Source organism: Rhodanobacter sp. ANJX3, assembly GCF_014200755.1.
Classification (GTDB): domain Bacteria; phylum Pseudomonadota; class Gammaproteobacteria; order Xanthomonadales; family Rhodanobacteraceae; genus Rhodanobacter.
Window position 1 is genome coordinate 552,632 of the sequence record NZ_JACHCM010000002.1, and the last position, 22,050, is coordinate 574,681.

Here is a 22,050-nt window from a genome sequence, read left to right on the forward strand (position 1 = left end):
AACCTCGAGTGGCTGCCAGGCAACTACGAATAGATTTGCCCTAACCTCCGCAATACGTCTAATGGCGCATGGTGCGCGCCGCGACGTCGCCGGCAAACGCCAACGCCACAAACCCCAGGCATAGCCCGCAGATACCCGTCCAGCCGGCCATGGCCCAGGCCACGCCCGCACCGGCGGCACCGGCGCTGCCGCCGACGAAGAACACGCCCACAAACAAACCGTTGAGCCGGCTGCGCGCCTCGGGCATCAGCATGTTGACCGCGCGGCGGCCGATGGTCTGGTCGCCGACGGCGCCGGCATCGATCGTGATTGCCGCGAGCACGAGCAGACCCAGCGCAAGCCATGCATGGGCGCGAATGTCGAACCCGAACCAGCCGGCACCGGCGATGCCCGCGAGCACGATGCCGGCGAGCAGCACCCCATGCGCAATGCGCATGCCCACCACGCCATGGCCCTTGTCGCCGGCGCGACCGGCCAGCGGTGCGACCACCGTGCCGGCAACGCCGGCCAGCGCGAAGGCCGCGGCCGCATCGGCACTCAGGGCGAACGGCGGTTGCACCAGCAGCACGGCCACACCGGTCCAGAACGCCGAAAACGCCGCCATCACAAACGCGGCAGACACGGCGTAGCGCCGAAGCACGCGCTCGCGCTGCCACAAGGTCCACAGCGACCGAATCAGTACGCCGTAGCTATGCCCGAAATCGGGCCGACGCGGCGGCAGTTTGAGCAGCAGCATCAACGCCACCAAGGCATCGAGTACGCCCATCAACACATAGAACGAGCGCCAGCCAAAATGGCCCGCCACCGTGCTGGCGAGCGGGCGCGAAAACAAAATGCCCAGCATCACCCCGCTCATGACGCTGCCGACCGCGCTGCCGCGACGGTCGGGGTGAGCCATAGAGGCGGCCAGCGGCACCAGCACCTGGATGGCGCACGAGGTGGTGCCGGCCACGCACGCGGCGAGCAGAAACACGGATGCATTCGGCGCGAGGCCGGCCAGCACCAGCATCGCCGCACAGATGACAAGGGTGATCACGGTCAGGCGGCGGTTCTCCGTGAGATCGGCCAGCGGCACCAGAAACACCATGCCCACCGCATAGCCCAGCTGGGGCAGCGTGGCCACCAGACCTGACAGCGTCGGCGGAATACCCAGGCTGTGCGCGATGGGCACGGTCAGCGGCTGCGCGGCGGAGAGGTTCACGATCATCACGCTGACGGCGAACGCGAACAGCAACGTCATGCCGGGGGTGAGAGCGACCGCCTGTTCGACCGGGGCGGGAGCAGCGAGTACGGCGTTGGCATCGGTAGACATGGACGGCATTTGCGGCGACGAGGGTGCTGAGGTTAAATACCCCGAACCCATGCAGCAATTGAATAATAATCATAAAGACTATGTGCAAATCACATACATGAGCATCGCCGATGAATACCCATGATTTGACTGCCTTCATCGCCGTGGTGGACGCGGGTTCGATCGTGCAGGCAGCCAACCGCCTGCATCTGACCCAGCCGGCCATTACGCGTCGCGTGCAGTCGCTGGAGGCCTTGCTCGGCGTGGAACTGCTGGACCGGCAATCCAAGCCGCTGCGGCCGTCGTCAGTGGGGAGAGAGGTGTACGCCAAGGGACGTCAGCTGCTGCGCGCCGAAAGCGAGTTGATGGCGGCGGTCAACCCGGCCGTGGAGCCGGAGGGCGAATTGCGGCTCGGCATGGCGCCGTATCTCGCGGACATGATGCTGGCCACACCGGTGGACCGACTGCGCGAGGCCTTTCCGCGTTTGGCACTGCGCATTCAGACCAGTTGGTCGCCTACGCTGACCGCCTCGCTGGAGGGCGACCAACTCGATGCCGCCGTGGTCGGTTACGCCAACGGTGCGACGCCGCCCGCGTCGTTTGTCGCGACCGCATTCGCGTCGCAGCCGATTCGCATCGTCGCCGCGCCGTCGCTGGGGTTGCCGGCGAAACTCGACGTGCGCGGCCTGGCGGGTTTCTCCTGGGTGCTCAGCCAGAGCGGTTGCGGCATGCGCTCGGCGCTGCGCAGCGCGCTGGATATCGCCGGCATCCCGTTCGACGTTACGGTCGAAGCGGCGGGCTCGGAATTGCAGCTGTCGCTGGTGGCACGCGGCGCCGGCCTGGGCATGGTCACCGCCGATCTGCTCGAACGCAGCGCCTATCGGCATCGACTCAAGGTTCTCACCGTGACCGATTTCCGACCCGAGATCGTCGCCTGGCTGGTGCACCGCGCCCTGCCGCCGAGGCTGGTGGCGCCGGTGGCACTCTTGCTCGAAGAGCTGCAAAAACTGCCGATGGCACGGCCGGCAAAAAAGCGGCGCGCTTAGCGCTTGCACAAGTGGAATGAATGCTTCGACGCGAAGCATCCAACACTGTGTGCTTGAGCCTTGCGCCGATGCCCGCCTTTTGAAGGCTCGCTTCCTATGTTGCTATGTTGCTATGTTGCTATGTTGCGGCGGTATTCGCCGCATGGATTCGGGCGTATAAGCGCATCGGTTAAGATCATGGGTCGACTTAACCATGAACGGCGCTGCCTCACGCATGATGATCTACGTTTTCGCGGCAATGATTCTGTCTGGTATGTGGCTTCTGTTCCGCCTGTGGAAATCCTCGTCGAACAACCAAAAACGCAACACGCGCCGGGCGACCCGTCCATCCGCACCCGCGCGCCGCACTCATGCCGGCAAGGCCGGGGAGAGATGGGCTCGCGGCAAGCAGGCGCCGGCTAAACGCAAGCATCCGCCGCAGCCCGCCAGCAAGCCGCAAGCCACACCCGAAAAAGCGATGGCCGAAGCCTGGCCATCCCATCGGCCGCCGACCGCACGGCCAGCGCGCAGCGTCACCGAATCGCCCGTCCTAATGACCCGGGTCCGCCCGCCGGCCACATCGACAGCCGGCATCGTTCGCGCCCTGAGCAATGCGCACGACGTCGATACCCGCCGAACCGCGCCGATGCCAACCGCCGCGCCCTCCTCGGTGCGGACCGAGCCGGCATCGATCGCACCTACGGCGGCGAAGCCAGCACGGGTCATGGCGCCGTCGACGCATGACGAACCCATGTCGGCCGCGCCCCAGGCGATCACGCCTATCGAACCGATGGCGGCTTATATCGAACCCGCGCCGATCTCGCCCGAGGTCATGGCCCACCCCGAGCCGACGTCGATCACACCTGTATATGCAGAGTCCGTTCCGACCATGTCCGAAGCGACGACTCGCGTGGAGCCTGCGTCTACTGAATCGGTGCCACCGAAGCCTATCGAGCCGGCAACGGCTGACCCTCGGCTGCAAAAGTCAGCTACCGCCGAGATGGCGCCGCCGCTCGCAACGCCGGCCCCCACGCGCGTTATCCAGCACGTGCCACCGGTCGTCGGTGCGCTGCCGGCAGCGCTGCGCACCGCCTCCAACGATGGACACGATAGGGATACCGATGCCGAACCGGCTCTGCCCACCAGCCAAGCCATGCCCGCTGCGGGTAGCCAGTCCAGGCGGCCGATCGAACTGCCTCCGCTGGACCTGCTGACGACCGCGTCCGAGGAGGTCGATGCCGAACCGGCCGAGGTGCTGGCCGCCACTGGCGAGCTGATCGAACAGCGCCTGCGCGAATTCAAGGTGCCGGTGACCGTGGTCGGCGCTTCGGCTGGCCCGGTGATCACCCGCTACGAAGTGGAACCGGCCGTTGGCGTGCGCGGCAGCCAGATCGTCGCCTTGATGCGCGACCTGGCGCGCGGCCTGGGTCGCACCTCCATCCGCGTGGTCGAGACGATTCCGGGCAAGACCTGCATGGGCCTGGAACTGCCGAACGAGCGGCGCCAGATGATCGGGCTGGCCGACATCCTGCGCTCCGATGCGTATCGCGACCACGACTCGCCGCTGGTGCTGGCGATGGGCAAGGACATCACCGGTGCACCGGTGGTCACCGACTTGGCGCGCGCGCCACACATGCTGGTCGCCGGCACCACCGGTTCGGGCAAGTCGGTGGCGATCAACGCGATGATCCTGTCGATGCTGTACAAGGCCACGCCCGACGAAGTGCGGATGATCATGATCGACCCGAAGATGCTGGAGCTCTCGGTGTACGAGGGCATCCCGCATCTGCTCGCGCCGGTGGTGACCGACATGAAGCTGGCCGCCAACGCGCTCAACTGGTGCGTCGCCGAAATGGAAAACCGCTATCGACTCTTGTCCGAATTGCGCGTGCGCAACCTGGCCGGTTACAACCAGAAGATCCGCGAGGCACGCGCCGCCGGCACGCCGCTGAGCAACCCCTTTCCGACGCATGTGGAGACGCCGGAACTGCTCGATACGTTGCCGCTGATTGTGGTGCTGATCGACGAGCTGGCGGACCTGATGATGGTGGCCGGCAAAAAGATCGAGGAACTGATTGCACGACTGGCGCAAAAAGCACGCGCCGCCGGCATTCATTTGATTCTGGCCACGCAACGCCCTTCGGTGGACGTGATCACCGGCCTGATCAAGGCGAACATCCCTACCCGCGTCGCGTTTCAGGTGTCGTCCAAGATCGACTCGCGCACCATTCTCGACCAGATGGGCGCCGAATCGCTGCTCGGCCAGGGCGACATGCTGTTTCTGCCGCCCGGCACCGGCTATCCGCAGCGCGTGCATGGTGCGTTCGTCGCCGACGACGAAGTGCATCGCGTGGTTGCCCACCTCAAGCAATACGGTGCGCCGGACTACCGCGAAGAAATTCTCGCTGGCCCGCCATCGGAAGCGGCGGCCGACCTGTTTGGCGACGAAGCCGCCGACGCCGAACTCGATGCGCTGTACGACGAAGCCGTCGCCTTTGTGCTGCGCAGCCGCCGCGCTTCGATCTCCTCCGTGCAGCGCCAGCTGCGCATCGGCTACAACCGTGCGGCACGCCTGGTCGAGACGATGGAGGCCGCCGGACTGGTGTCCTCCATGGGCCACAACGGCGCACGCGAGGTCCTGGTGCCAGGCCCTGGCGATACGATGTGAAAAGTCGCGATCGAACCGGGTCGATCAAACACGGACAGAGCCGAATGGCGCTTGGCAGGCCGTTTGAGCATCGCCGATCCGCACCGCCCTTGTGATAGCCACGATCGATGCATGGCTGCCGATGCGCTCGTCGCATCGCAGGATTTCAGCCCTGCGTACGCACATCCCCCATCGTCGATCGGGTCGCCGGCCTGGGCGGCGCCGTAGTCAGGCCTTGCGCAGAAAGCAGGTTTTCAGGACCAGCCCCTTGATCTTGTCCGAGTTGCCTTCGATGTGCTCGGCGTCGTCCTCAACCAGACGGATGCCGCGGATCAAGGTGCCCTGCTTGAGGGGAATCGAAGACCCCTTTACCTTCAGGTCTTTGATCACCACCACCGTGTCGCCCTGAGCCAGCACGTTGCCGTTACTGTCGCGCACCACCACCGAGGCCTCGGCAGGCGCGTGCGCCAACCATTCATACCCACAGTCGGCGCAGACCATCATGGTGCCGTCGGGATAGCTATTCTGCAGCGTACATTGCGGGCAAGCGATCGAATCGGACATGGGCTCGAACCTGAAAAGAGCGCGCGATTGTAACCGCTGCTAATGCCGTGACGGCCCTGAATGGGCTATGCGATGTGAAAACAGGCGCTGAGTGCATTCTTTCGACTAAAAGCGGGTGAGAGCTCTGATCCGGTTAGCTGGCCCACGCGAGGTACTGGTGCCAGGCCCAGGCGATGCGATGTAACCTGTTGACCGACAACCTTTCCCTAGCAAGCTCACGATCTGCTGCCAAGCGTCAGTGGCAGGCTTTCCAGAGGGAATTTCAGGAGCGATCTTTGAAGGAAGGCTACCTATTCCGTCTATCTTGCGACAGGCCGCGCTATTGACTCCAAGGCTAAAAATCGACGAACAGGAGGAACACATGAAAACGTCAGGGATGCTCGCCATCACCTTCGCTCTGCTCACCTACGGCTCGGCCGCCGTAGCCGCCGACACTACGAGCCAAATTATTCGGAGAGATGCTCCGAAAGGCATCACGACTGCCTTCTTTACCTGTATCGACAAGGCCGGCTCCGACACGATCGCTCTCGGCGGTTGCCTCTCCGCGGAAAAAACCAAGCAGGACACCCGGCTCAACGCGACGTACAAGACGTTGCTCGGCAAGCTCAATGGCAAGGCGAAGGACGGTCTGGTCAGTGCTCAACGGGAGTGGCTGGCATTCCATAACAAGAGCGGCGATTTCGAAGTCCTGCTCTACGGCAATGAAACTGTCGCTGACCTTCAAGTAACGCAGAACGAGATTTTCCAGCTTTGCGACCGCGCCAACACATTGGATAAGTATCTGGCCGTCGCCAACGACAACTAAGCAGCATCGACTCAAGGACGAACACCATGCCTGGTCTGAATACACACGATCTCGATTCACTTGCTGGCGCCACGTACTTCGTTGTCGGGCGCGGTACCGAAGGCGGCCCTTCTTCGTACCATCTTTCCATTACGGGCATTACCGCAGGCACCTCCGATCCCCAATGGGGTAACGCCGATAAAATCGTGGCGGACAGTGGCTATTCGCTCGGCACCATCCAGGTTGATCTGGGCAAGCGCGGAACGTGGGCGCTGGGGTCGACAGACGGTGCCGCACCCAAAGCGGGCGAGACCACTTATGTGGACGGCGTCATTCAGCAGTCCAGCCAGTATGCGAAAGACCACGATCTGAAGTTTGCGCACGACATGGCGAAGCTTCGCACCGACCTGTTGACACACGGCAACGGCGAGCATGGTCGAACCACCCTCACCTTCATCGACAGAGACACACGCAACAGCATCGACGCGTGGGCATCGTCTCAAGACGGTCAGAAGTGGATTCACAAAAACATCGACTATCCGCAGATTAAGCAGGCGACGCGGTCGGCGGTGAACATGCTGGACACTTACGGAAAGAATATTCCTGAAGATCGCCGTCTCGAGACTGTCGCCATTCTGGCGAAGACGGAGAATCAGATCCCGTCGCAGATGACGAAGTTCGAAAAAGTGCTTAAAGACGGCGGAAACTATGACGACGTATTGGCCACAGCCAACCAGATCAAGGGCAAATACGCTTACTACGATGGGCCGAAGGCTGCCGCTCTGGCCGAGCAGTATAAGAACGCTTATAAAAACCCAGAGATGGCGGCCGCTCTCGACCGTGCGCATGCCAAGGTTGGCGATACGAATTTCGATCCCTCGACATCCGCAAAAGATCCGGACATCAAGGAAGCCTTGAAGGCTATCGGCCAAGGCGAGCGTACCCACACGCCGCATAGTCACAACAGTTCTCTACACCAGGGCTCTCACGGCAAAGAAGTGACCGAACTGCAGACGGGTCTGGTCAAGCTGGGGTACACCGACACCCATGGTCACTCATTGCACCCTGACGGCGATTTCGGTCCAGGCACAAAGGCCGCACTCCAGAAATTCCAGCTCGCGTATCACCTGACGCCCGATGGTGTCGCCGGTCGAAACACGCTGGATGCCTTACATAAGACGGGGCAATCACCGACGCTCGCCGATCCCATACATCCCCGTCATGGGGTTTACCAGCAGGCCCTGGGCGCGGTGCATCGCCTGGATGCGGAACACGGACGCGTGCCGGATCAACGCAGCGAAAATCTCGCGGCGGCGCTGGCCGTCGCCGCAAAAGCCAAGGGCATGAGCGGCGTCGACCATGTCGTGCTGAGCCAAGACGCCCAGCGCGCGTTCGCTATCCAGGGCGACCTCAATTCCCCACACAAAAGCTACGCCCATGTCGACATCACCCAGGCCGTCAATACGTCTGTCGCGCAAAGCAGTGTGCAGTGGCAGCAAAACGCTCAACAGGCGGCTCAAGCCCAGAGCGCACAGGCGATGCAACAGGCGCAAAATCCGCCGCCGGCTCAGGTCGCCATGCAGCGCTGAGCACCGGGACGAGCTCGCCCCAACTCAGGCCGATCTTGCATCGCGTCGCAGGTCACCGGATGCCTGCAAACCAAGAATGGGGTCAGGTTAAACCTGAACCCCGTTTTTGTTTATTGGTACGACAAGGGATGGGACGCCATGCATCGTTTTCGGCTGGCATCTGGTCAGATGCCCATGCTGAAAGCCGCTCATCGTCATGTAGAACGCTCGACAGGAATGTGTTCATTTCAAGAAAGTGCGGCGTTCTATTCGGTTGTACTGCGTGATGGAAGGATTTGCGGATCAGATCATCGAACGGGTAGGCGAACACCACTTCCTCACCCGCATTCCGGCCCCGCCGCACACGGTCCTCGCAAGCCGCTATTGAGCATGAGCGATGCGTTCGGCAGTTGATGGGGCGCGCTGCGTAAAGCGTGCACAGGCCCTGTTCGCCCAACAACCCACATCGCGAACCAGGCCCGGATTTTCCGAGTGAAGGAAGTCGGTGGGCGATCTCTGCTTTTTCAGCCTCCGTGAGCTCGAGCAGTGCCCTCGCAATAATGGCAGCTTCCTGCACACTAAGAGCAATCTGCATATGTGTGCAGCACATGATGCATCCGCCATCATCCGGGCATGCTTGCTTGGGATAACGGTTGCTGCTTAGCTCGTTCTTGACGATGGTATCGGCAAGCCTAAACAGGGCATGGATCTGATCGAGCGGGTCATCGTTGGATCTGCTGTCTTCACCGGGATCAGCGGCAAAGCGCGCGACTATCCTCTGCGCTCGTTCCTCAAGCAGTGGCCTGTATCGACGCATGCCTTCTTCGGACGCGCATCGCTCCTCAAGTACGGCATCGACGATTTTTGCTGCGAGTTGATCCGATAGTTCTTTCATATGCGATGGATGGCCGATGTTATCTTTTCCATTCTTACACTTGTGGCCAGTAATGGAAGTCGACATTCCTTCAATGCCACTGCTGTCGGTAAGTAGCGCCAATAGGTTGCCAGCAAACGAAACGACCGGCGATTTCTCACCGTGCGTTTCGTCTTATGGGTGGAGGTGGTGGAAGCCAATTTTTGGCGGCTTGCACACCGAACAGGCTCAGGTTGGACTACTCCTGACCTTTAACCTGACCCTTTTGTTGCGTCAGAAAACCTAAGCATAAACGACAAAGTCCGGTGTTATGGCCGGCAGCCTTCCCATGAAGGTAAATGATGCTCGCGTTCTTTACTTAATGAACCCGAACGTTTTCTCGCTCAATACGATAGACGGCCGGCTCTTCGTTCACGCCGCTGTGCAAACTGTGCGGAAGGTCGAGCCGCTGCGACTCCACCTGACGAATAATTTCTCGCACAGTGCACGCATCGCTGAAGATGGCCTGCCCCAGCAGCGACAGCGTGTGGTCAGCCAGCTCGGCGCCATGGCTGGCAGTCACCACATCGCCATGGGCTGCAATCATGTCGATCAGCGGGTTGAGCGTATCGACCTGCTCCAGGGTCATGCCGAAAAGGTAGTTCCCGGCCGCATCGTCCGGCATCGCCTCCGCGCCCTCTGCTTTCCTATCGGCCGTGGGCGCTGCGTCGCTTTCGGGTCGATAAGCCGGAAACGAGAGGCCGCTCAGTACGACATCCATCTGTTCCACCAGAAATTCCAGGCAGATCGCAACCTGCTCCGCATTGATCTTCGGGAGCCCTTCCTGCTCGGCATCCGGCATGCGCGGCTGCGCGATATGCGAGAGAAACTCCGCGTAATCGCGCAGCTTCTGCAGCTGGCGCTGGCTGTGCTCCGGCAGAAAATAACCCCTCGTGTCCCGATCATCCGCATCGAACGTTGACATGGCCGCCTCCTGATTTCATCGAAGAAGTGTCCCACGGGAAAATTCCACACAAGTCGACTCAGCGACGCTCTGAGCCAAGGCCCCCATGCGCGGACCAAGTATAACGTGACTTATAGTCCGTAGATCAATAGTCCACCAAAAGCGATTGTTTAGCGGTGGACATCACTTCATACGTCGGCCCTGCTTTCCGATTGCTGCGCGAGCGTTGCGAGCTCAGCCAGGAAGAGCTCGCGTTGCGCGCGGGGCTCGACCGCACCTATGTGAGCGGCATCGAACGCGGCCGTCGCAATCCTTCGCTGAAATCCATGCAGCGAATCGCTACGGAGCTAAGTGCAGCTTTGGACGAAGTATTCACACTCGCTCGAGAACTGGCAGAAGGGAGCGAGGCCGTGTCCAAACCAAAGCGAGTCCGCGGCAGCAATCGAAGTCTCTAGACACTGAAAATTGCGCGGTAAAATCTGCACGACGCACATGATTCATGGGGAAGTGATGGCAACCCAAAGCGCGTGCCAATGCCTACCGCCAGCTATTACACGAAACCCTGTCCGACGACGACCTGAAAGCCATCCTGACCTATCTTCAGCAACAACGCGCCTTTGGCCGGGACGACTTCCGTGCGATGGTCGAGGCCAAGACCCGACGTTTCGCCGGCATCAGGCCCGCGCATCGTCCGCCACGCGACAATTCAAAAGTCTATAAGTGAACCTGACCACTCTGACCCCAGTTTTCTATATAGGCGATTCAACCTTTTCCCGTTTTTGGCGCCCCCAATATTTGGCGGAGCACCCGACCAAACGAGTCCCCTCCGGGGCTCCGCTGAGATCGTTTTTGAAGCGCGATCCCCACGGAGAGAGCCATCAGAATTCCAGTGAACTCTTGCGGAGACTCAAGATCAAGCGATAGTTTCCCCAGAGCTCTGTTCAGCAGCAGAGACAACGACTCTTGATGCTGGGTAAAGACAGGAATGAATTTCTTGGCGAACTTCGGATCACGAGCCGACTGGAGTTGAAACTCTGCCATCAATATTCCGGCATCGACGCGAGTTCGGGAGCTTTCGTAGTATTGAGCCAGGCACTCCAGCAACTGAGTACCATCTGCCTCCATCTGAACAAGTTCCTCCAGATCAACAAGTTCTCTGCGTGTATGTTCCTGCAGAACAGCAAGGAGGATTTCATCTTTGCTGGGGAAATTGGAGTAAAACGCGCCCTTGGTGTAGCCAGCTTGATCTGCGATGCGGTCCACAGAGGCACCCTCGTAGCCATATCGGCTAAACACTTCCAGTGCCGCTTCAAGCAGGCGCTCTTTGGTCCGTTGTTTGCCTTCCTCACGCGTTAGTCTCTTCCGCTTCATCGCACGATCCCCCTCATCACAGCATACAATTTGCAACCAATATACCGTTTGGTATATCTATACTATCGGGTACGCTTTGGCAGGGGTAAGAAATATGGAGCAAAGGATCGCATTCGTGACCGGCGCAACAGGGCTATTGGGTAATAACCTGGTACGACTGCTTCTGGATCGAGGGTGGACGGTAAAGGCTCTCGCCAGATCACAGGAGAAAGCGTCGAAGCAGTTCGAGGGGCTTGAGGTCGAGGTCATTCAGGGGGATATGACGAACGTGCAGCAATTCGCCTCAACTATGCGAGGCGTGACTGCCGTCTTTCATACTGCTGCTTACTTCCGTGAAAGTTTTCTCGGAGGCTCGCACTGGAAGGCTCTGCACGCCGCAAATGTACTGGGCACGAGGAACCTTCTGGAAGCTGCTTATGCTGCGGGCGTTCGGAAGTTCGTTCAGACCAGTTCGATTGCAGTTCTCAACGGTCCTCGCGGGGCAATGATCGACGAGACGATGCTGCGCACTGAGAACGACGGGGATGACTACTACAGAAGCAAAATCCTCGCGGACAAGGAAGTGAGTTCGTTCTTGGCAAGCCATCCTGATTTTTTCGCCGTGTTCGTGCTGCCAGGCTGGATGCACGGCCCGGGCGACTCCGGTCCAACGCAAGCCGGTCAGACGACTCTGGACTTCGTAAACCGCAAGCTGCCGGGTATCCCCCCGGGTACAGTATCGGTCGTTGATGCACGCGACGTCGCTTTAGCAATGATCGCAAGTCTCGAACGTGGACGTCGCGGGGAACGTTATCTCTCCGCTGGCCGCAATATGGACATGAAGGGTATCTTTTCCGAGTTGCAGGAAGTCACCGGCGTGCCTGCACCGCGGAGGAAACTACCTCTTTTCATGCTGTATATCGTTGCGGCATTTCAGGAGCTTCGGGCGAGACTCACGAAGGCGCCGGCGCTCCTCAGCTGGGCGACCGTACGGCTCATGGTTCGGGAAAATGGGCGCTCGACGTTCAGCGATCGAAAGCTCCGGGAAGAACTCGGTGTTCAATTCCGACCCGTCCGAGAGACTCTGCGCGACGAGGTCACTTGGTACCGGGACCATGGTTGGATCGAGGCTTGATGCTTCCGTCATTCGAAGCAAAGGGGTCAGGTTCATTTTCCTGCGAGAGGTCGAGCCGTGAGGTGGCGAGCCACAGGCGTCCTGCCTACAGCGACAGCTTCGTCCGCAAAGCATCCTGATGCGACATAACGCAGCGGAAGCACACCATGGCGCGCCAGCCTCGTCCTGATCTCCCTGGCATCCCGCAACATCTCGTTCAACGCGGCAACGACCGCCAGGCGTGCTTTGCCGCGGAAACGGACTACCTGCGCTATCTGCAGGAATTAAGAGAAGCGACGCCCCCCCGATTTTGAGTAGCACATAGGTTTGGAGTCCAATCCCCCTTGACCCACCAGTCCAAGAACGGGGTCCAAGAACGGGGTCAGGTTTACTTATGAGGCTGTTCAGCCCTCAAAGCCTGTACTCATCATGCATTCCTAGCGGAGCAAGAGGCCACACCGGGCACAACGCCTCTACCGCCTCCATCAACTCCACCCAATCCGATAAATCGCCCTTCCCGACCTGAGCAACATCCAGCACCCGCCCTCCAGCCAACGGCTCGCAAACGCCTTTGGCACTTTCAGTCGGCAATTTCGTCGAGTAATCCATCCAGCATCTCCATGCGATCGAACATCGCAAAGTATTCGCGTACCTCGGCCATGTTGAGCCTCCCACGCTGCGCGCGCAACAACGCCCGAATGTCTTCAAGATCGCGCGAGCGCGACGAGTTGTTGACCAGTGCCTGCAGCTTGAAACCAATCAGGCCTTCGGCACTGATCACGCGCAATGACCCCATCACGGTTTTGTGTTCGATGGCTTCGCCGAGCAGGCGGCGTGCGACAGGCCGATGGGCGTACAGCAAATCCAGTCCTTCATCGTCACGCAGATAGTTGGCCGCATCCTCGCTGCGATGCACGCAGCGGTAGCCGAGCGCGAGCAGAATGTTGTGCAACCGGTCCGCGTCCTCGGCATCGGCGAGAAAGTCGACATCTCTTGTCGCGCGCACCACCTGATGTGCCGCGAGCGCCAAACCGCCGATCAGCGCAGGCGTGGTCTTGCAGCCGACGAATGCGGCGACCGCTTGCTTTATCTGCTCGACCAGGCGCGACATGGCTTACATATTCCGCCGATACTCGCCGCCCACGTCATACAATGCATGCGATATCTGCCCCAGCGAGTTGTACTTCACCGCTTCGATCAGCTGCTCGAAGACGTTGCGGCGATCGCGTGCGGTGGTCTGCAGCACTTTGAGGCTGTCGGACGCCAGCGCGTTGCGCGCTTCGCCGTAGCGTTTGACGTTGGCGATCTGCGCGCCCTTTTCTTCTTCGGTGGAGCGGATCAGTTCGATTTCGGTGGCGATTTCGCCGCCGTGGTCTTTGGGCAGGAAGGTGTTGACGCCGATGAGGGGCAGCGAGCCGTCGTGCTTTTTGTGCTCGTAATACATCGACTCCTCCTGGATCTTGCCTCGCTGGTACATGGTGTCCATGGCGCCGAGCACGCCGCCACGCTCGCTGATCGCTTCGAACTCTTTGTACACGGCCTCTTCCACCAGATCGGTGAGCGCGTCGACCACGTAGCTGCCCTGCCACGGGTTTTCGTTGAAGTTGAGGCCGAGCTCCTTGTTGATGATCATCTGGATGGCCACGGCGCGACGCACGCTTTCTTCGGTGGGCGTGGTGATGGCCTCGTCGTAGGCGTTGGTATGCAGGCTGTTGCAGTTGTCGAACAGCGCGTACATGGCCTGCAGCGTGGTGCGGATGTCGTTGAACTGGATCTCCTGCGCGTGCAGTGAGCGGCCCGAGGTCTGGATGTGGTATTTCATCATCTGGCTGCGCGGGCTGGCGCCGTAGCGCTCGCGCATGGCGCGCGCCCAGATGCGCCGGGCGACGCGGCCGATGACGGTGTACTCCGGGTCCATGCCGTTGGAGAAGAAGAAGCTGAGGTTGGGCGCGAAGTCGTCTACCTTCATGCCGCGCGCGAGGTAGTACTCGACGATGGTGAAACCGTTGCTCAGGGTAAAAGCGAGTTGGCTGATCGGGTTGGCCCCGGCTTCGGCGATGTGATAGCCGCTGATCGACACCGAGTAGAAGTTGCGCACTTTGTGGTCGACGAAATACTGCTGGATGTCGCCCATCATGCGCAGCGCGAATTCGGTGGAGAAGATGCAGGTGTTCTGTGCCTGGTCCTCTTTGAGAATGTCCGCCTGTACGGTGCCGCGCACGTTCTGCAGGGTGTGCTGCTTGATGCGCGCGTAGGTTTCAGCATCGACCAGCTCGTCGCCGGAGACGCCGAGCAGGCCCAGGCCAAGACCGTCGTTGCCCTTGGGCAACTCGCCGAGGTACTGCGGGCGCGGCACGTTCTTGTAGAGCGCGGCGATCTTGGCCTCGGCGGCAGCCCAGCGGGCTTCTTCTTCGCGCAGGTATTTTTCGACGTTCTGGTCGATGGCGGTGTTCATGAACATCGCCAGGATCATCGGCGCGGGGCCGTTGATGGTCATGGAGACAGAGGTGCTCGGCGCGCTGAGGTCGAAGCCGGAGTAGAGCTTCTTCATGTCGTCGAGCGTGGCGATGTTGACGCCGGAGTTGCCGATCTTGCCGTAGATGTCCGGGCGCGGCGCCGGGTCTTCCCCGTACAGGGTGACCGAGTCGAACGCGGTGGACAGTCGCGTGGCCGCGCCACCCTGGCTGAGGTAATGGAAGCGGCGGTTGGTGCGCTCGGGCGTGCCTTCGCCGGCGAACATGCGGGTGGGATCTTCGCCGCTGCGGCGGTACGGGTACACGCCGCCGGTGTACGGGTAATGGCCGGGCAGATTTTCGCGACCGAGAAAGCTCACTAGCTCGCCCCAGTCTTTCGACTTGGGCGGCGAGACTTTTGGAATTTTCTGGTGGCTGAGCGATTCGCGATAGTTGTCGACGCGGATGACCTTGTCGCGCACGGTGTACTCGTTGAACTCCTTGGTCACCGACTCGTACAGCGACGGCCACGCGCGCAGCTGCTCGATCGCCTCCTTGCTCAGTTCGCCGAGCGCGGCGTTGTAGCGCTGGCGCAGGGTGAGCAGGCTGCGGTCGACCGCTGGCGCATCGTTGCCGATGTGCGTGAGCAGATCGGTGGACTGATACAGGTCGAGCGCGGGCGGCAGCTTGTCGTCGCCCAGCTCTTTCAGCGCTTCGTAATAGTGCTGCGCCTTGCTGGCGTACTCGGCCTGCTTCTGGATGCCGGCGTTGATGCTGCGGCCCTGCTCGGCGATCTCGGCGAGGTAGCGCACGCGCTGGCCGGGAATGAGCACGGTGGCGCGCGGCTCTTTCAGCGTGGTGTCGAGCTGCGGCGACCACCGGTCGGCCGGCAGCTTGAGCTTGTCGCGCATCAGCCGGCACAGGTTGGAAAACATCCAGGTGACGCCGGGGTCGTTGAACTGGCTGGCGATGGTGGGGTACACCGGCACGTCGTCGTCTTTCAGGGTGAAGGCGGTGCGGTTGCGCTTCCACTGTTTGCGTACGTCGCGCAGGGCGTCTTCCGCGCCGCGCTTGTCGAACTTGTTGAGCACGATGAGCTCGGCGTAATCGATCATGTCGATTTTTTCGAGCTGGCTGGCGGCGCCGTATTCGCTGGTCATCACGTAGACGGGAAAGTCGACCAGGTCGACGATTTCCGAATCGCTCTGGCCGATGCCGGCGGTTTCGACGATGACGAGGTCGTATGGCTGGCTCTTCAGAAAATCGATGCAGTCGTGCAGCACGATGCTGGTGGCCGCATGCTGGCGACGCGTGGCCATGGAGCGCATGTACACGCGATGGCTGCGCAGCGAGTTCATGCGGATGCGGTCGCCGAGCAGCGCACCGCCGGAGCGACGGCGCGTCGGGTCGACCGCCAGCACGGCAATGCGCATCTCCGGAAACGCATGCAGAAAGCGCAGCAGCAGTTCGTCGACTACCGACGACTTGCCGGCGCCACCGGTGCCGGTGAGGCCGAGCACGGGTGTCTGCCTGCCGGCCAGCGCCCACTGCTTGCGCAGCAGCGCGAGGTCGGCGTCGGCGAGCTTGCCCTCTTCGATGGCGGAGAGCATGTGGCCGATGGAAATTTCGTCGTCGATATCGGCTGTGGGAACGGCCGCCGTTTCACTCTGCGCGCGTTCGGCCGCGCCGGTGCCGGCGCGCGCCATCACGTCTTCGATCATCTCGGTGAGGCCGAGCTTCATGCCGTCGTTTGGGTGATAGATGCGCTCGACGCCGTAGGCCTGCAGCTGCTTGATTTCTTCCGGCGTGATGGTGCCGCCGCCGCCGCCGAACACGCGCACGTGGCCGGCGCCGCGCTCGCGCAGCATGTCGACCATGTACTTGAAGTACTCGACGTGGCCGCCCTGGTAGGACGACAGCGCGATCGCGTCGGCATCCTCCTGCAGGGCCGCGCGCACCACGTCTTCGACCGAGCGGTTGTGGCCGAGATGGATCACCTCGGCACCCTGCGCCTGGATGATGCGACGCATGATGTTGATGGCCGCGTCGTGGCCGTCGAACAGGCTGGCGGCGGTGACGAAGCGCAGCGGCGTGGTTTCGGACTGGGTGTCGCTGGCGGGAACGTGCTTGGCAGGCGTACTCATGGCGCAACTCCGACAGCTGACGTTGGTAGACCGCCAATTCTAGTGGGCGATGGTGTGATCGTCGTGGTGCGCTGCGTGCATGGCATGACGCGGGGCTGCATCGAAAAGTTGTTGCACGGCAGCATTTCTGGTGGTCGACGGGCTCACCAAATGGCCGGCCTGGAATGGACATCGCGGAATACTGCGCTACCGGCTCGAACCTGAACGAGTGGGTCGCAAGAAGTCAACAGCATGCGCCACGCCCCGTTACTGTTTCCCAAGCCGCATGGTGCGGCCGGGAGATCGACGATGAAAAGCATGCCTCTCAAGCTGGCCCTGGTTGCCGGACTCGGCCTGGCCTTCGCCGGCGCAACCACCTACGCGCCACCCGCCTCGGCGCAGGTCTATGTAACTCAAGTTGGCGTGGCGCCACCGCCGCCGCGCTTCGAGCGCGTGCCGCCGCCGCGCTATGGCTATGTCTGGGCGCCGGGTTACTGGCGCTGGGACGGTTACCGTCATCGCCATGTCTGGGTCAGCGGGTACTGGGTCCACGGTCGTCCCGGGTACGTCTGGCACCCGGCGTATTGGGATCACGCCCCGGGCGGCTGGCGCTTCCGCAACGGCTACTGGGCGCGCTGAACGCGCAACAACCTGCGATCGTGGACGGCTGTCGGTATGACGGCCATCCACTGACACTAGACGCACCATCCACTTTACGTTTCTCAACCTCATCAGGGAATGCATACGACCATGTCGATTCGTCTTTTGGCCGTTACATCGTTAGTTGTCGCCGCGGCGCTGGCCAGCGGTTGCGTGGAGGAACGGGTCGTGCACGACCGTCCAGTGTACGTGCAGCAGCCGCCACCGCCGCCGCGTGAGTATGTGGAAGTGGTCGCGCCGCGCCCACCACCGCCGGTCATCGTGGAGAACGTGCAGCCGCGCCCGGGCTATATCTGGGCCCGCAGCTACTACCGCTGGGACGGCCGCCAGTACGTGACCGTTCGTGGCCACTGGGAGCCGGTGCGCCCGGGCTATCACTACGTGCATCCGCACTGGGAACAGCGCCCGGACGGCTGGCACTGGCGTGCCGGCGTGTGGGTGGTGGGTTGACCCGCCGCCCGAACCCGCTAGCGGTTTGATGAAAACGCCCCGCCCGTCGGGGCGTTTTTCTTTTCGCGGACCGAGACAGCACGGGGCACGCTGTCGGCACCGTGGACGGCGCGATAGACTGCGACACCTGCACGCCTCAACGGCTTTTTCGGAACTGCATGCCATGGTCAATCGCTCCGCCGCTCTCGTTACGCTAGCCCTGGCCGCCGCGCTCGCCGCCGGCTGTGCCGAGCAGCCGCCCACGCCGGTGGTGCATCGGCCGCTGTTTGAAAGCACGTACTCGCACGACCTGGTGGCGCCGCGCGAGCCGCCGCCGTTCGTGATCGAAACGGTAAAAGAAGACCGCCGCGGCTACGTATGGGCGCACAGCTACTACCGCTGGGACGGCCATGATTTTGTCGCCGTACCCGGCCAGTGGATTCCCGCCAAACCCGACTATCGCTATGTGGACGCCAAGTGGGAGCGGCACCGCGACGGCTGGCATTTCAAGCCCGGGTACTGGCTGCCGCTGTGATGACATGGTGCGCCACGCGGCACGCATGATGCGGCGCGTTACCGTTTTGGCGGAGTGACGTATTAGACTTTCGCGCCTGATTCTCCACCCCTGCCTCTGCCAGGGCTTCACTTGCTGCGCTACCTCATTTCCGATCACGCAGGTCCCGTACCTATTCGGCGTTTCCTTTTCCGCTGCCTTCTGATGCCGCTCGACGCCTCGAACCGGCACCGTCCTTTATGGAGTCAACCGTTCCAATGATTTTCGAAACCATTGCCAACACCGGTCACGAAGAAGTCGTGTTCTGCCAGAACAAGGACGCCGGCCTCAAGGCCATCATCGCCATCCACAACACGGTGCTGGGCCCCGCGCTCGGCGGTCTGCGCATGTGGCCGTACAAGAACGAGCAGGAAGCCGTGAACGACGTGCTGCGCCTGTCGCGCGGCATGACCTTCAAGAACGCCGTGGCCGGCCTGAACCTGGGCGGCGGCAAGGCGGTGATCATCGGCGACCCGAGCAAGGACAAGTCCGAGGCGCTGTTCCGCGCGTTCGGCCGCTTCGTCAACTCGCTCAACGGCCGCTACATCACTGCCGAAGACGTGGGCATCGACGTCAACGATATGGAATACGTGTTCCGCGAAACCGAATACGTGACCGGCGTGCATCAGGTGCACGGCGGCTCGGGCGACCCCTCGCCGTTCACCGCGTTCGGCACGCTGCAGGGCCTGATGGCCGCACTGCAGTTCAAGTACGGCAACGAGGACGTGGGCAAGCACAGCTACGCCGTGCAGGGCTGCGGCCACGTCGGCATGGAGTTCATCAAGCTGCTGCGCGAACAGGGCGCCAAGGTGTTCGTCACCGACATCAACAAGGAACTGGTGCAGCGCTGCGTCGACGAGCTGGGCTGCGAGGCCGTTGGCCTGGACGAGATCTACGACGTCGACGCCGACGTCTACTCGCCGTGCGCGCTGGGCGGCACGATCAACGAGCAGACTATCGACCGGATCAAAGCCAAGGTGATCTGCGGCGCGGCCAACAACCAGCTGGCGACCGACGCGATCGGCGACGAGATCTTCCGCCGTGGCGTAGTGTATGCGCCCGACTATGCGGTGAACGCCGGCGGCGTGATGAACATCTCGCTGGAGATCGACGGCTACAACCGCGAGCGTGCCATGCGCATGATGCGCACGATCTACTACAACCTTGGACGCATTTTCGAAATCAGCAAGACCGACAACGTGCCGACGTATCTGGCCGCCGATCGTCTGGCCGAGGAGCGCATCAACTCCATCGGCAGGATCAAGCTGCCGCACATGGGCAACGGCGCCACGCGCTTCCAGGGCCGTATGCGCGGTCAGTAAGCCGCCGCGCGGAAACGCTTCGACGCCGGTCTTTCGAGGCCGGCGTTTTTCATGCGCAGCCCGCCCGGTCGGTCACGTATGCTGGCTACTGTGAATACGATTTCCCACCCCACTTATCGCTGGCGCCGGTTGCGCGGATCGGATCGTTTTGCCGAGTGCGTGAGGGTCTTGTTGTCGCTCGGCGGCATCGTGCTCTGGTGTGTGATCAGCCATCGGTTTGCGGTGGCGATACCCGCGATGCTCGGCGCCATCGCCTGCGCGCTGGCCGAGACGGAAGACCACTGGCGCAATCGCCTGGGCACCTTGCTGGTGACCATGGCCTGCTTCGCCACGGCGGCGTTTGCGATCGAACAGTTGCTGCCCTACCCGCTGCTGTTCGCCACCAGCCTGCCGATCGCGACGTTTCTACTGGTGATGCTGGGCGCGGTGAGCGGCCGCTACGCAACGATTGCCGGTGCCACGCTGATTCTGTCGATCTACACCATGATCGGCGCCGATCAGCCCGGCGCGCACGCGCTGAACCCGTGGCGCGAGCCGGCGCTGCTGCTGGCCGGCGCGGCCTGGTACGGCGTGCTGTCGCTGGGCTGGAGCGTGCTGTCGCCGCAACAGGCGATCCGCCACGCGCTGGCGCGGCTGTTCGACAGCCTAGCCGACACGCTGGACGGAAAGGCCGCGCTGTTTGCGCCGCTGCCCGGCGTCGATCGCGAGGCGCTGCAGCTCGCGCTGGCGCTGCAGAACGAACAGGTCGTGACCGCGCTCAACGATACCCGGCTGGTGCTGATCGATCGCATCGGCACGCGCCGGCCGCGCGGCGCTACCGCGGCACGCCTGCAGCTGTATTTCGTGGCGCAGGATATCCACGAGCGCATCAGCTCCTCGCACTATCCGTACGACGCGCTGGCCAAAGCTTTCTTCCACAGCGACGTGCTGTTTCGCTGTGAGCACCTGCTGCGGCTCGAAGCGCAGCAGTGTCGCCGCCGCGCCGAGACGCTACGGCTGCGGCTGCCGCTGGAGGACGACGTGCAGGCGGCTACGGCGCTGGCCGACGTACATGCCGCGGTCGATGCGCTACGCGCGCAGCCGCGTCCTCCGGCCGCGCATCTGCTGCGCGCGCTCGACGGCCTGTTGAAAAACATGTCGGCGATCCGCCAGCAGCTGGCCGGCGACAGCCGCATAGCCACGCCGGTCGACGACGGCGACAGCGCACTGCAGGATCCGGGCCCCGGATCGCTGACCGATGCCTGGTCGCGCATTCGCCTGCAGCTCACCGCCAGCTCGCGGCGCTTTCGCCATGCCCTGCGGCTCGCCGTTGCGCTATTGGTGGGCTACGGCGTGCTGCATCTGGTGCATCCGCAGAACGGCTATTGGATTCTGCTGAGCACGCTGTTTATCTGCCAACCCAGCTACGACGCCACGCGGCGCCGGCTGTTCCAACGCGTGGCCGGCACGCTGCTCGGCGTGGTGATCGGCTGGGCCGTGCTGCAGCTGCTGCCGTTCGGCCCCGCACAGCTGCTGCTGGTGGTGATCAGCGGCGTGGGATTCTTCGCCGCGCGCCAGCGCTCGTACTCGCTGGCGACGGCGGCGATCACCCTCTTTGTGCTGCTGTGCTTCAACCAGCTCGGCAGCGGTTACGAAGTGATGTGGCCGCGGTTGCTGGATACGCTGATCGGCGCCGCCATCGCCGCGATGGTGACGTATTTCATCCTGCCCGACTGGCAGGGCCGGCAGCTGCATCACGTGATCGCCGACACCATCCAGACCGACGCGCGCTATCTGACCCAGGTGCTGGCGCAGTACGCCTCCGGCAAGCGCGACGACCTGGCGTACCGGATCGCCCGACGCGATGCGCACAACGCCGATGCGGCGCTGGGCGGCATGTTGGCGAGCATGCTGCGTGAACCCGACCGGCATCGGCAGGACAGCGAACCGCTGCTGCGTTTCCTCACCGCCTCGCATCGGTTGCTCGGACACCTCTCCACGCTGGGCGCGCATCGGCGTGCGATCACCTCGGCCGACGCGCTGCGGGTGGTGACGCAGGCCGGCGACATCACGACGCAGGCGCTCGACCGCCTCGCCGATGCCCTGGCCAGCAACGCGCCGGCCACGCCGTTCGGCGACGCCCACCGCCTGTTCGAGGCGCTCGAGGCCGACGGCGCCGAAGATGACCTCGCCACCCTGGTGGTGGGGCAGCTGGCGCTGGTGCTGGCATTGCACGACGAGCTGGCGGAGCTGGGCGTGGCACTGTATCGCGAGGCCTGATTCGTGCGGTTGCCGCGCCTGCGGCCATCGGCTTCACGGCGATAACCCGGCCAGGTTGTAAACTGCCCCGCTACGTTGACGGCCAGTCATC

17 protein-coding genes and 2 pseudogenes are annotated in these 22,050 nt (G+C 62.4%); 12 read left to right on the top strand and 7 right to left on the bottom strand.

Annotated elements, in window-relative coordinates:
* Positions 1-58: 58 nt before the first annotated feature.
* On the bottom strand, positions 59-1,312 hold the full coding sequence (locus tag HDE76_RS07235; RefSeq protein ID WP_221262324.1) for an MFS transporter: 1,254 nt from the start codon (positions 1,310-1,312) through the stop codon (positions 59-61).
* A gap of 110 nt (positions 1,313-1,422) precedes the next feature.
* On the opposite strand from HDE76_RS07235, the gene HDE76_RS07240 reads away from it, so the two are divergent.
* Positions 1,423-2,337 carry a LysR family transcriptional regulator gene (locus tag HDE76_RS07240; protein ID WP_179477146.1) on the top strand — a complete coding sequence of 305 codons (915 nt, stop codon included), beginning with the start codon at positions 1,423-1,425 and terminating at the stop codon, positions 2,335-2,337.
* A gap of 1,162 nt (positions 2,338-3,499) precedes the next feature.
* Positions 3,500-4,984: pseudogene (locus HDE76_RS07245) on the top strand (DNA translocase FtsK); the annotation flags it as partial.
* 207 nt (positions 4,985-5,191) lie between these two features.
* On the opposite strand, the gene HDE76_RS07250 reads toward HDE76_RS07245, so the two are convergent.
* Positions 5,192-5,527, bottom strand: coding sequence for a zinc ribbon domain-containing protein YjdM (locus HDE76_RS07250; protein WP_179477147.1), 336 nt, complete (start codon positions 5,525-5,527; stop codon positions 5,192-5,194).
* 361 nt (positions 5,528-5,888) lie between these two features.
* Between HDE76_RS07250 and HDE76_RS07255 the strand changes: the two genes are divergently transcribed.
* Both HDE76_RS07255 and HDE76_RS07260 read left to right on the top strand, forming a co-directional pair.
* A complete protein-coding gene (locus HDE76_RS07255; protein WP_184506335.1) occupies positions 5,889-6,332 on the top strand; it encodes a lysozyme inhibitor LprI family protein in 444 nt (147 codons plus the stop codon).
* A 26-nt stretch (positions 6,333-6,358) separates the two neighbouring features.
* Positions 6,359-7,900: a peptidoglycan-binding domain-containing protein gene (locus tag HDE76_RS07260; protein WP_184506337.1), complete on the top strand. Its 1,542-nt coding sequence runs from the start codon at positions 6,359-6,361 to the stop codon at positions 7,898-7,900.
* A gap of 82 nt (positions 7,901-7,982) precedes the next feature.
* Here the strand turns inward: HDE76_RS07260 and HDE76_RS07265 are convergent, their stop codons facing one another.
* Positions 7,983-8,840: a YkgJ family cysteine cluster protein gene (locus tag HDE76_RS07265; RefSeq protein WP_184506339.1), complete on the bottom strand. Its 858-nt coding sequence runs from the start codon at positions 8,838-8,840 to the stop codon at positions 7,983-7,985.
* 271 nt (positions 8,841-9,111) lie between these two features.
* The gene (locus HDE76_RS07270; RefSeq protein WP_184506341.1) at positions 9,112-9,717 is read right to left on the bottom strand and encodes a hypothetical protein; all 606 of its coding nucleotides are present in this window, start codon (positions 9,715-9,717) and stop codon (positions 9,112-9,114) included.
* Positions 9,718-9,872: 155 nt separating this feature from the next.
* Here HDE76_RS07270 and HDE76_RS07275 point away from each other — a divergent pair, with 155 nt between their 5' ends.
* The gene (locus tag HDE76_RS07275) at positions 9,873-10,151 is read left to right on the top strand and encodes a helix-turn-helix transcriptional regulator (RefSeq protein WP_184506342.1); all 279 of its coding nucleotides are present in this window, start codon (positions 9,873-9,875) and stop codon (positions 10,149-10,151) included.
* Between the two features lie 307 nt (positions 10,152-10,458).
* On the opposite strand, the gene HDE76_RS07280 is transcribed toward HDE76_RS07275, so the two are convergent.
* A complete protein-coding gene (locus HDE76_RS07280) occupies positions 10,459-11,067 on the bottom strand; it encodes a TetR/AcrR family transcriptional regulator (protein WP_184506344.1) in 609 nt (202 codons plus the stop codon).
* A 115-nt stretch (positions 11,068-11,182) separates the two neighbouring features.
* Here HDE76_RS07280 and HDE76_RS07285 point away from each other — a divergent pair, with 115 nt between their 5' ends.
* Positions 11,183-12,181, top strand: a complete 999-nt coding sequence (locus HDE76_RS07285) for an SDR family oxidoreductase (protein WP_221262325.1) — start codon at positions 11,183-11,185, stop codon at positions 12,179-12,181.
* A gap of 146 nt (positions 12,182-12,327) precedes the next feature.
* A pseudogene (locus tag HDE76_RS20735) lies at positions 12,328-12,456 on the top strand (transposase); the annotation flags it as partial.
* 284 nt (positions 12,457-12,740) lie between these two features.
* On the opposite strand, the gene HDE76_RS07290 reads toward HDE76_RS20735, so the two are convergent.
* Positions 12,741-13,271: a nucleotidyltransferase family protein gene (locus tag HDE76_RS07290; protein WP_184506348.1), complete on the bottom strand. Its 531-nt coding sequence runs from the start codon at positions 13,269-13,271 to the stop codon at positions 12,741-12,743.
* Positions 13,272-13,274: 3 nt separating this feature from the next.
* Entirely contained in the window at positions 13,275-16,757 is a 3,483-nt protein-coding gene (locus HDE76_RS07295) for a methylmalonyl-CoA mutase family protein (protein ID WP_184506349.1), read from the bottom strand.
* A 288-nt stretch (positions 16,758-17,045) separates the two neighbouring features.
* Here HDE76_RS07295 and HDE76_RS07300 point away from each other — a divergent pair, with 288 nt between their 5' ends.
* The 5 genes from HDE76_RS07300 to yccS all read left to right on the top strand — a co-directional run bounded on the left by HDE76_RS07300 (position 17,046) and on the right by yccS (position 21,959).
* A complete protein-coding gene (locus HDE76_RS07300; protein ID WP_184506351.1) occupies positions 17,046-17,375 on the top strand; it encodes a YXWGXW repeat-containing protein in 330 nt (109 codons plus the stop codon).
* A gap of 111 nt (positions 17,376-17,486) precedes the next feature.
* Complete coding sequence (locus tag HDE76_RS07305) at positions 17,487-17,846, top strand: YXWGXW repeat-containing protein (RefSeq protein ID WP_184506353.1); 360 nt, start codon at positions 17,487-17,489, stop codon at positions 17,844-17,846.
* A gap of 163 nt (positions 17,847-18,009) precedes the next feature.
* Positions 18,010-18,360, top strand: coding sequence for a YXWGXW repeat-containing protein (locus HDE76_RS07310; protein WP_184506355.1), 351 nt, complete (start codon positions 18,010-18,012; stop codon positions 18,358-18,360).
* A gap of 236 nt (positions 18,361-18,596) precedes the next feature.
* On the top strand, positions 18,597-19,700 hold the full coding sequence (locus tag HDE76_RS07315; protein WP_184506357.1) for a Glu/Leu/Phe/Val dehydrogenase: 1,104 nt from the start codon (positions 18,597-18,599) through the stop codon (positions 19,698-19,700).
* Between the two features lie 90 nt (positions 19,701-19,790).
* On the top strand, positions 19,791-21,959 hold the full coding sequence (gene yccS, locus HDE76_RS07320; protein ID WP_343205675.1) for a YccS family putative transporter: 2,169 nt from the start codon (positions 19,791-19,793) through the stop codon (positions 21,957-21,959).
* Positions 21,960-22,050: the final 91 nt, after the last annotated feature.

What these genes read in the sequence shown, in the direction of transcription:
- HDE76_RS07235 (WP_221262324.1), bottom strand. Translation starts at nt 1,312, where the DNA reads ATGTCTACCGATGCCAACGCCGTACTCGCTGCTCCCGCCCCGGTCGAA.
- HDE76_RS07240 (WP_179477146.1), top strand. Translation starts at nt 1,423, where the DNA reads ATGAATACCCATGATTTGACTGCCTTCATCGCCGTGGTGGACGCGGGT.
- HDE76_RS07250 (WP_179477147.1), bottom strand. Translation starts at nt 5,527, where the DNA reads ATGTCCGATTCGATCGCTTGCCCGCAATGTACGCTGCAGAATAGCTAT.
- HDE76_RS07255 (WP_184506335.1), top strand. Translation starts at nt 5,889, where the DNA reads ATGAAAACGTCAGGGATGCTCGCCATCACCTTCGCTCTGCTCACCTAC.
- HDE76_RS07260 (WP_184506337.1), top strand. Translation starts at nt 6,359, where the DNA reads ATGCCTGGTCTGAATACACACGATCTCGATTCACTTGCTGGCGCCACG.
- HDE76_RS07265 (WP_184506339.1), bottom strand. Translation starts at nt 8,840, where the DNA reads ATGTCGACTTCCATTACTGGCCACAAGTGTAAGAATGGAAAAGATAAC.
- HDE76_RS07270 (WP_184506341.1), bottom strand. Translation starts at nt 9,717, where the DNA reads ATGTCAACGTTCGATGCGGATGATCGGGACACGAGGGGTTATTTTCTG.
- HDE76_RS07280 (WP_184506344.1), bottom strand. Translation starts at nt 11,067, where the DNA reads ATGAAGCGGAAGAGACTAACGCGTGAGGAAGGCAAACAACGGACCAAA.
- HDE76_RS07290 (WP_184506348.1), bottom strand. Translation starts at nt 13,271, where the DNA reads ATGTCGCGCCTGGTCGAGCAGATAAAGCAAGCGGTCGCCGCATTCGTC.
- HDE76_RS07295 (WP_184506349.1), bottom strand. Translation starts at nt 16,757, where the DNA reads ATGAGTACGCCTGCCAAGCACGTTCCCGCCAGCGACACCCAGTCCGAA.
- HDE76_RS07300 (WP_184506351.1), top strand. Translation starts at nt 17,046, where the DNA reads ATGAAAAGCATGCCTCTCAAGCTGGCCCTGGTTGCCGGACTCGGCCTG.
- HDE76_RS07305 (WP_184506353.1), top strand. Translation starts at nt 17,487, where the DNA reads ATGTCGATTCGTCTTTTGGCCGTTACATCGTTAGTTGTCGCCGCGGCG.
- HDE76_RS07310 (WP_184506355.1), top strand. Translation starts at nt 18,010, where the DNA reads ATGGTCAATCGCTCCGCCGCTCTCGTTACGCTAGCCCTGGCCGCCGCG.
- HDE76_RS07315 (WP_184506357.1), top strand. Translation starts at nt 18,597, where the DNA reads ATGATTTTCGAAACCATTGCCAACACCGGTCACGAAGAAGTCGTGTTC.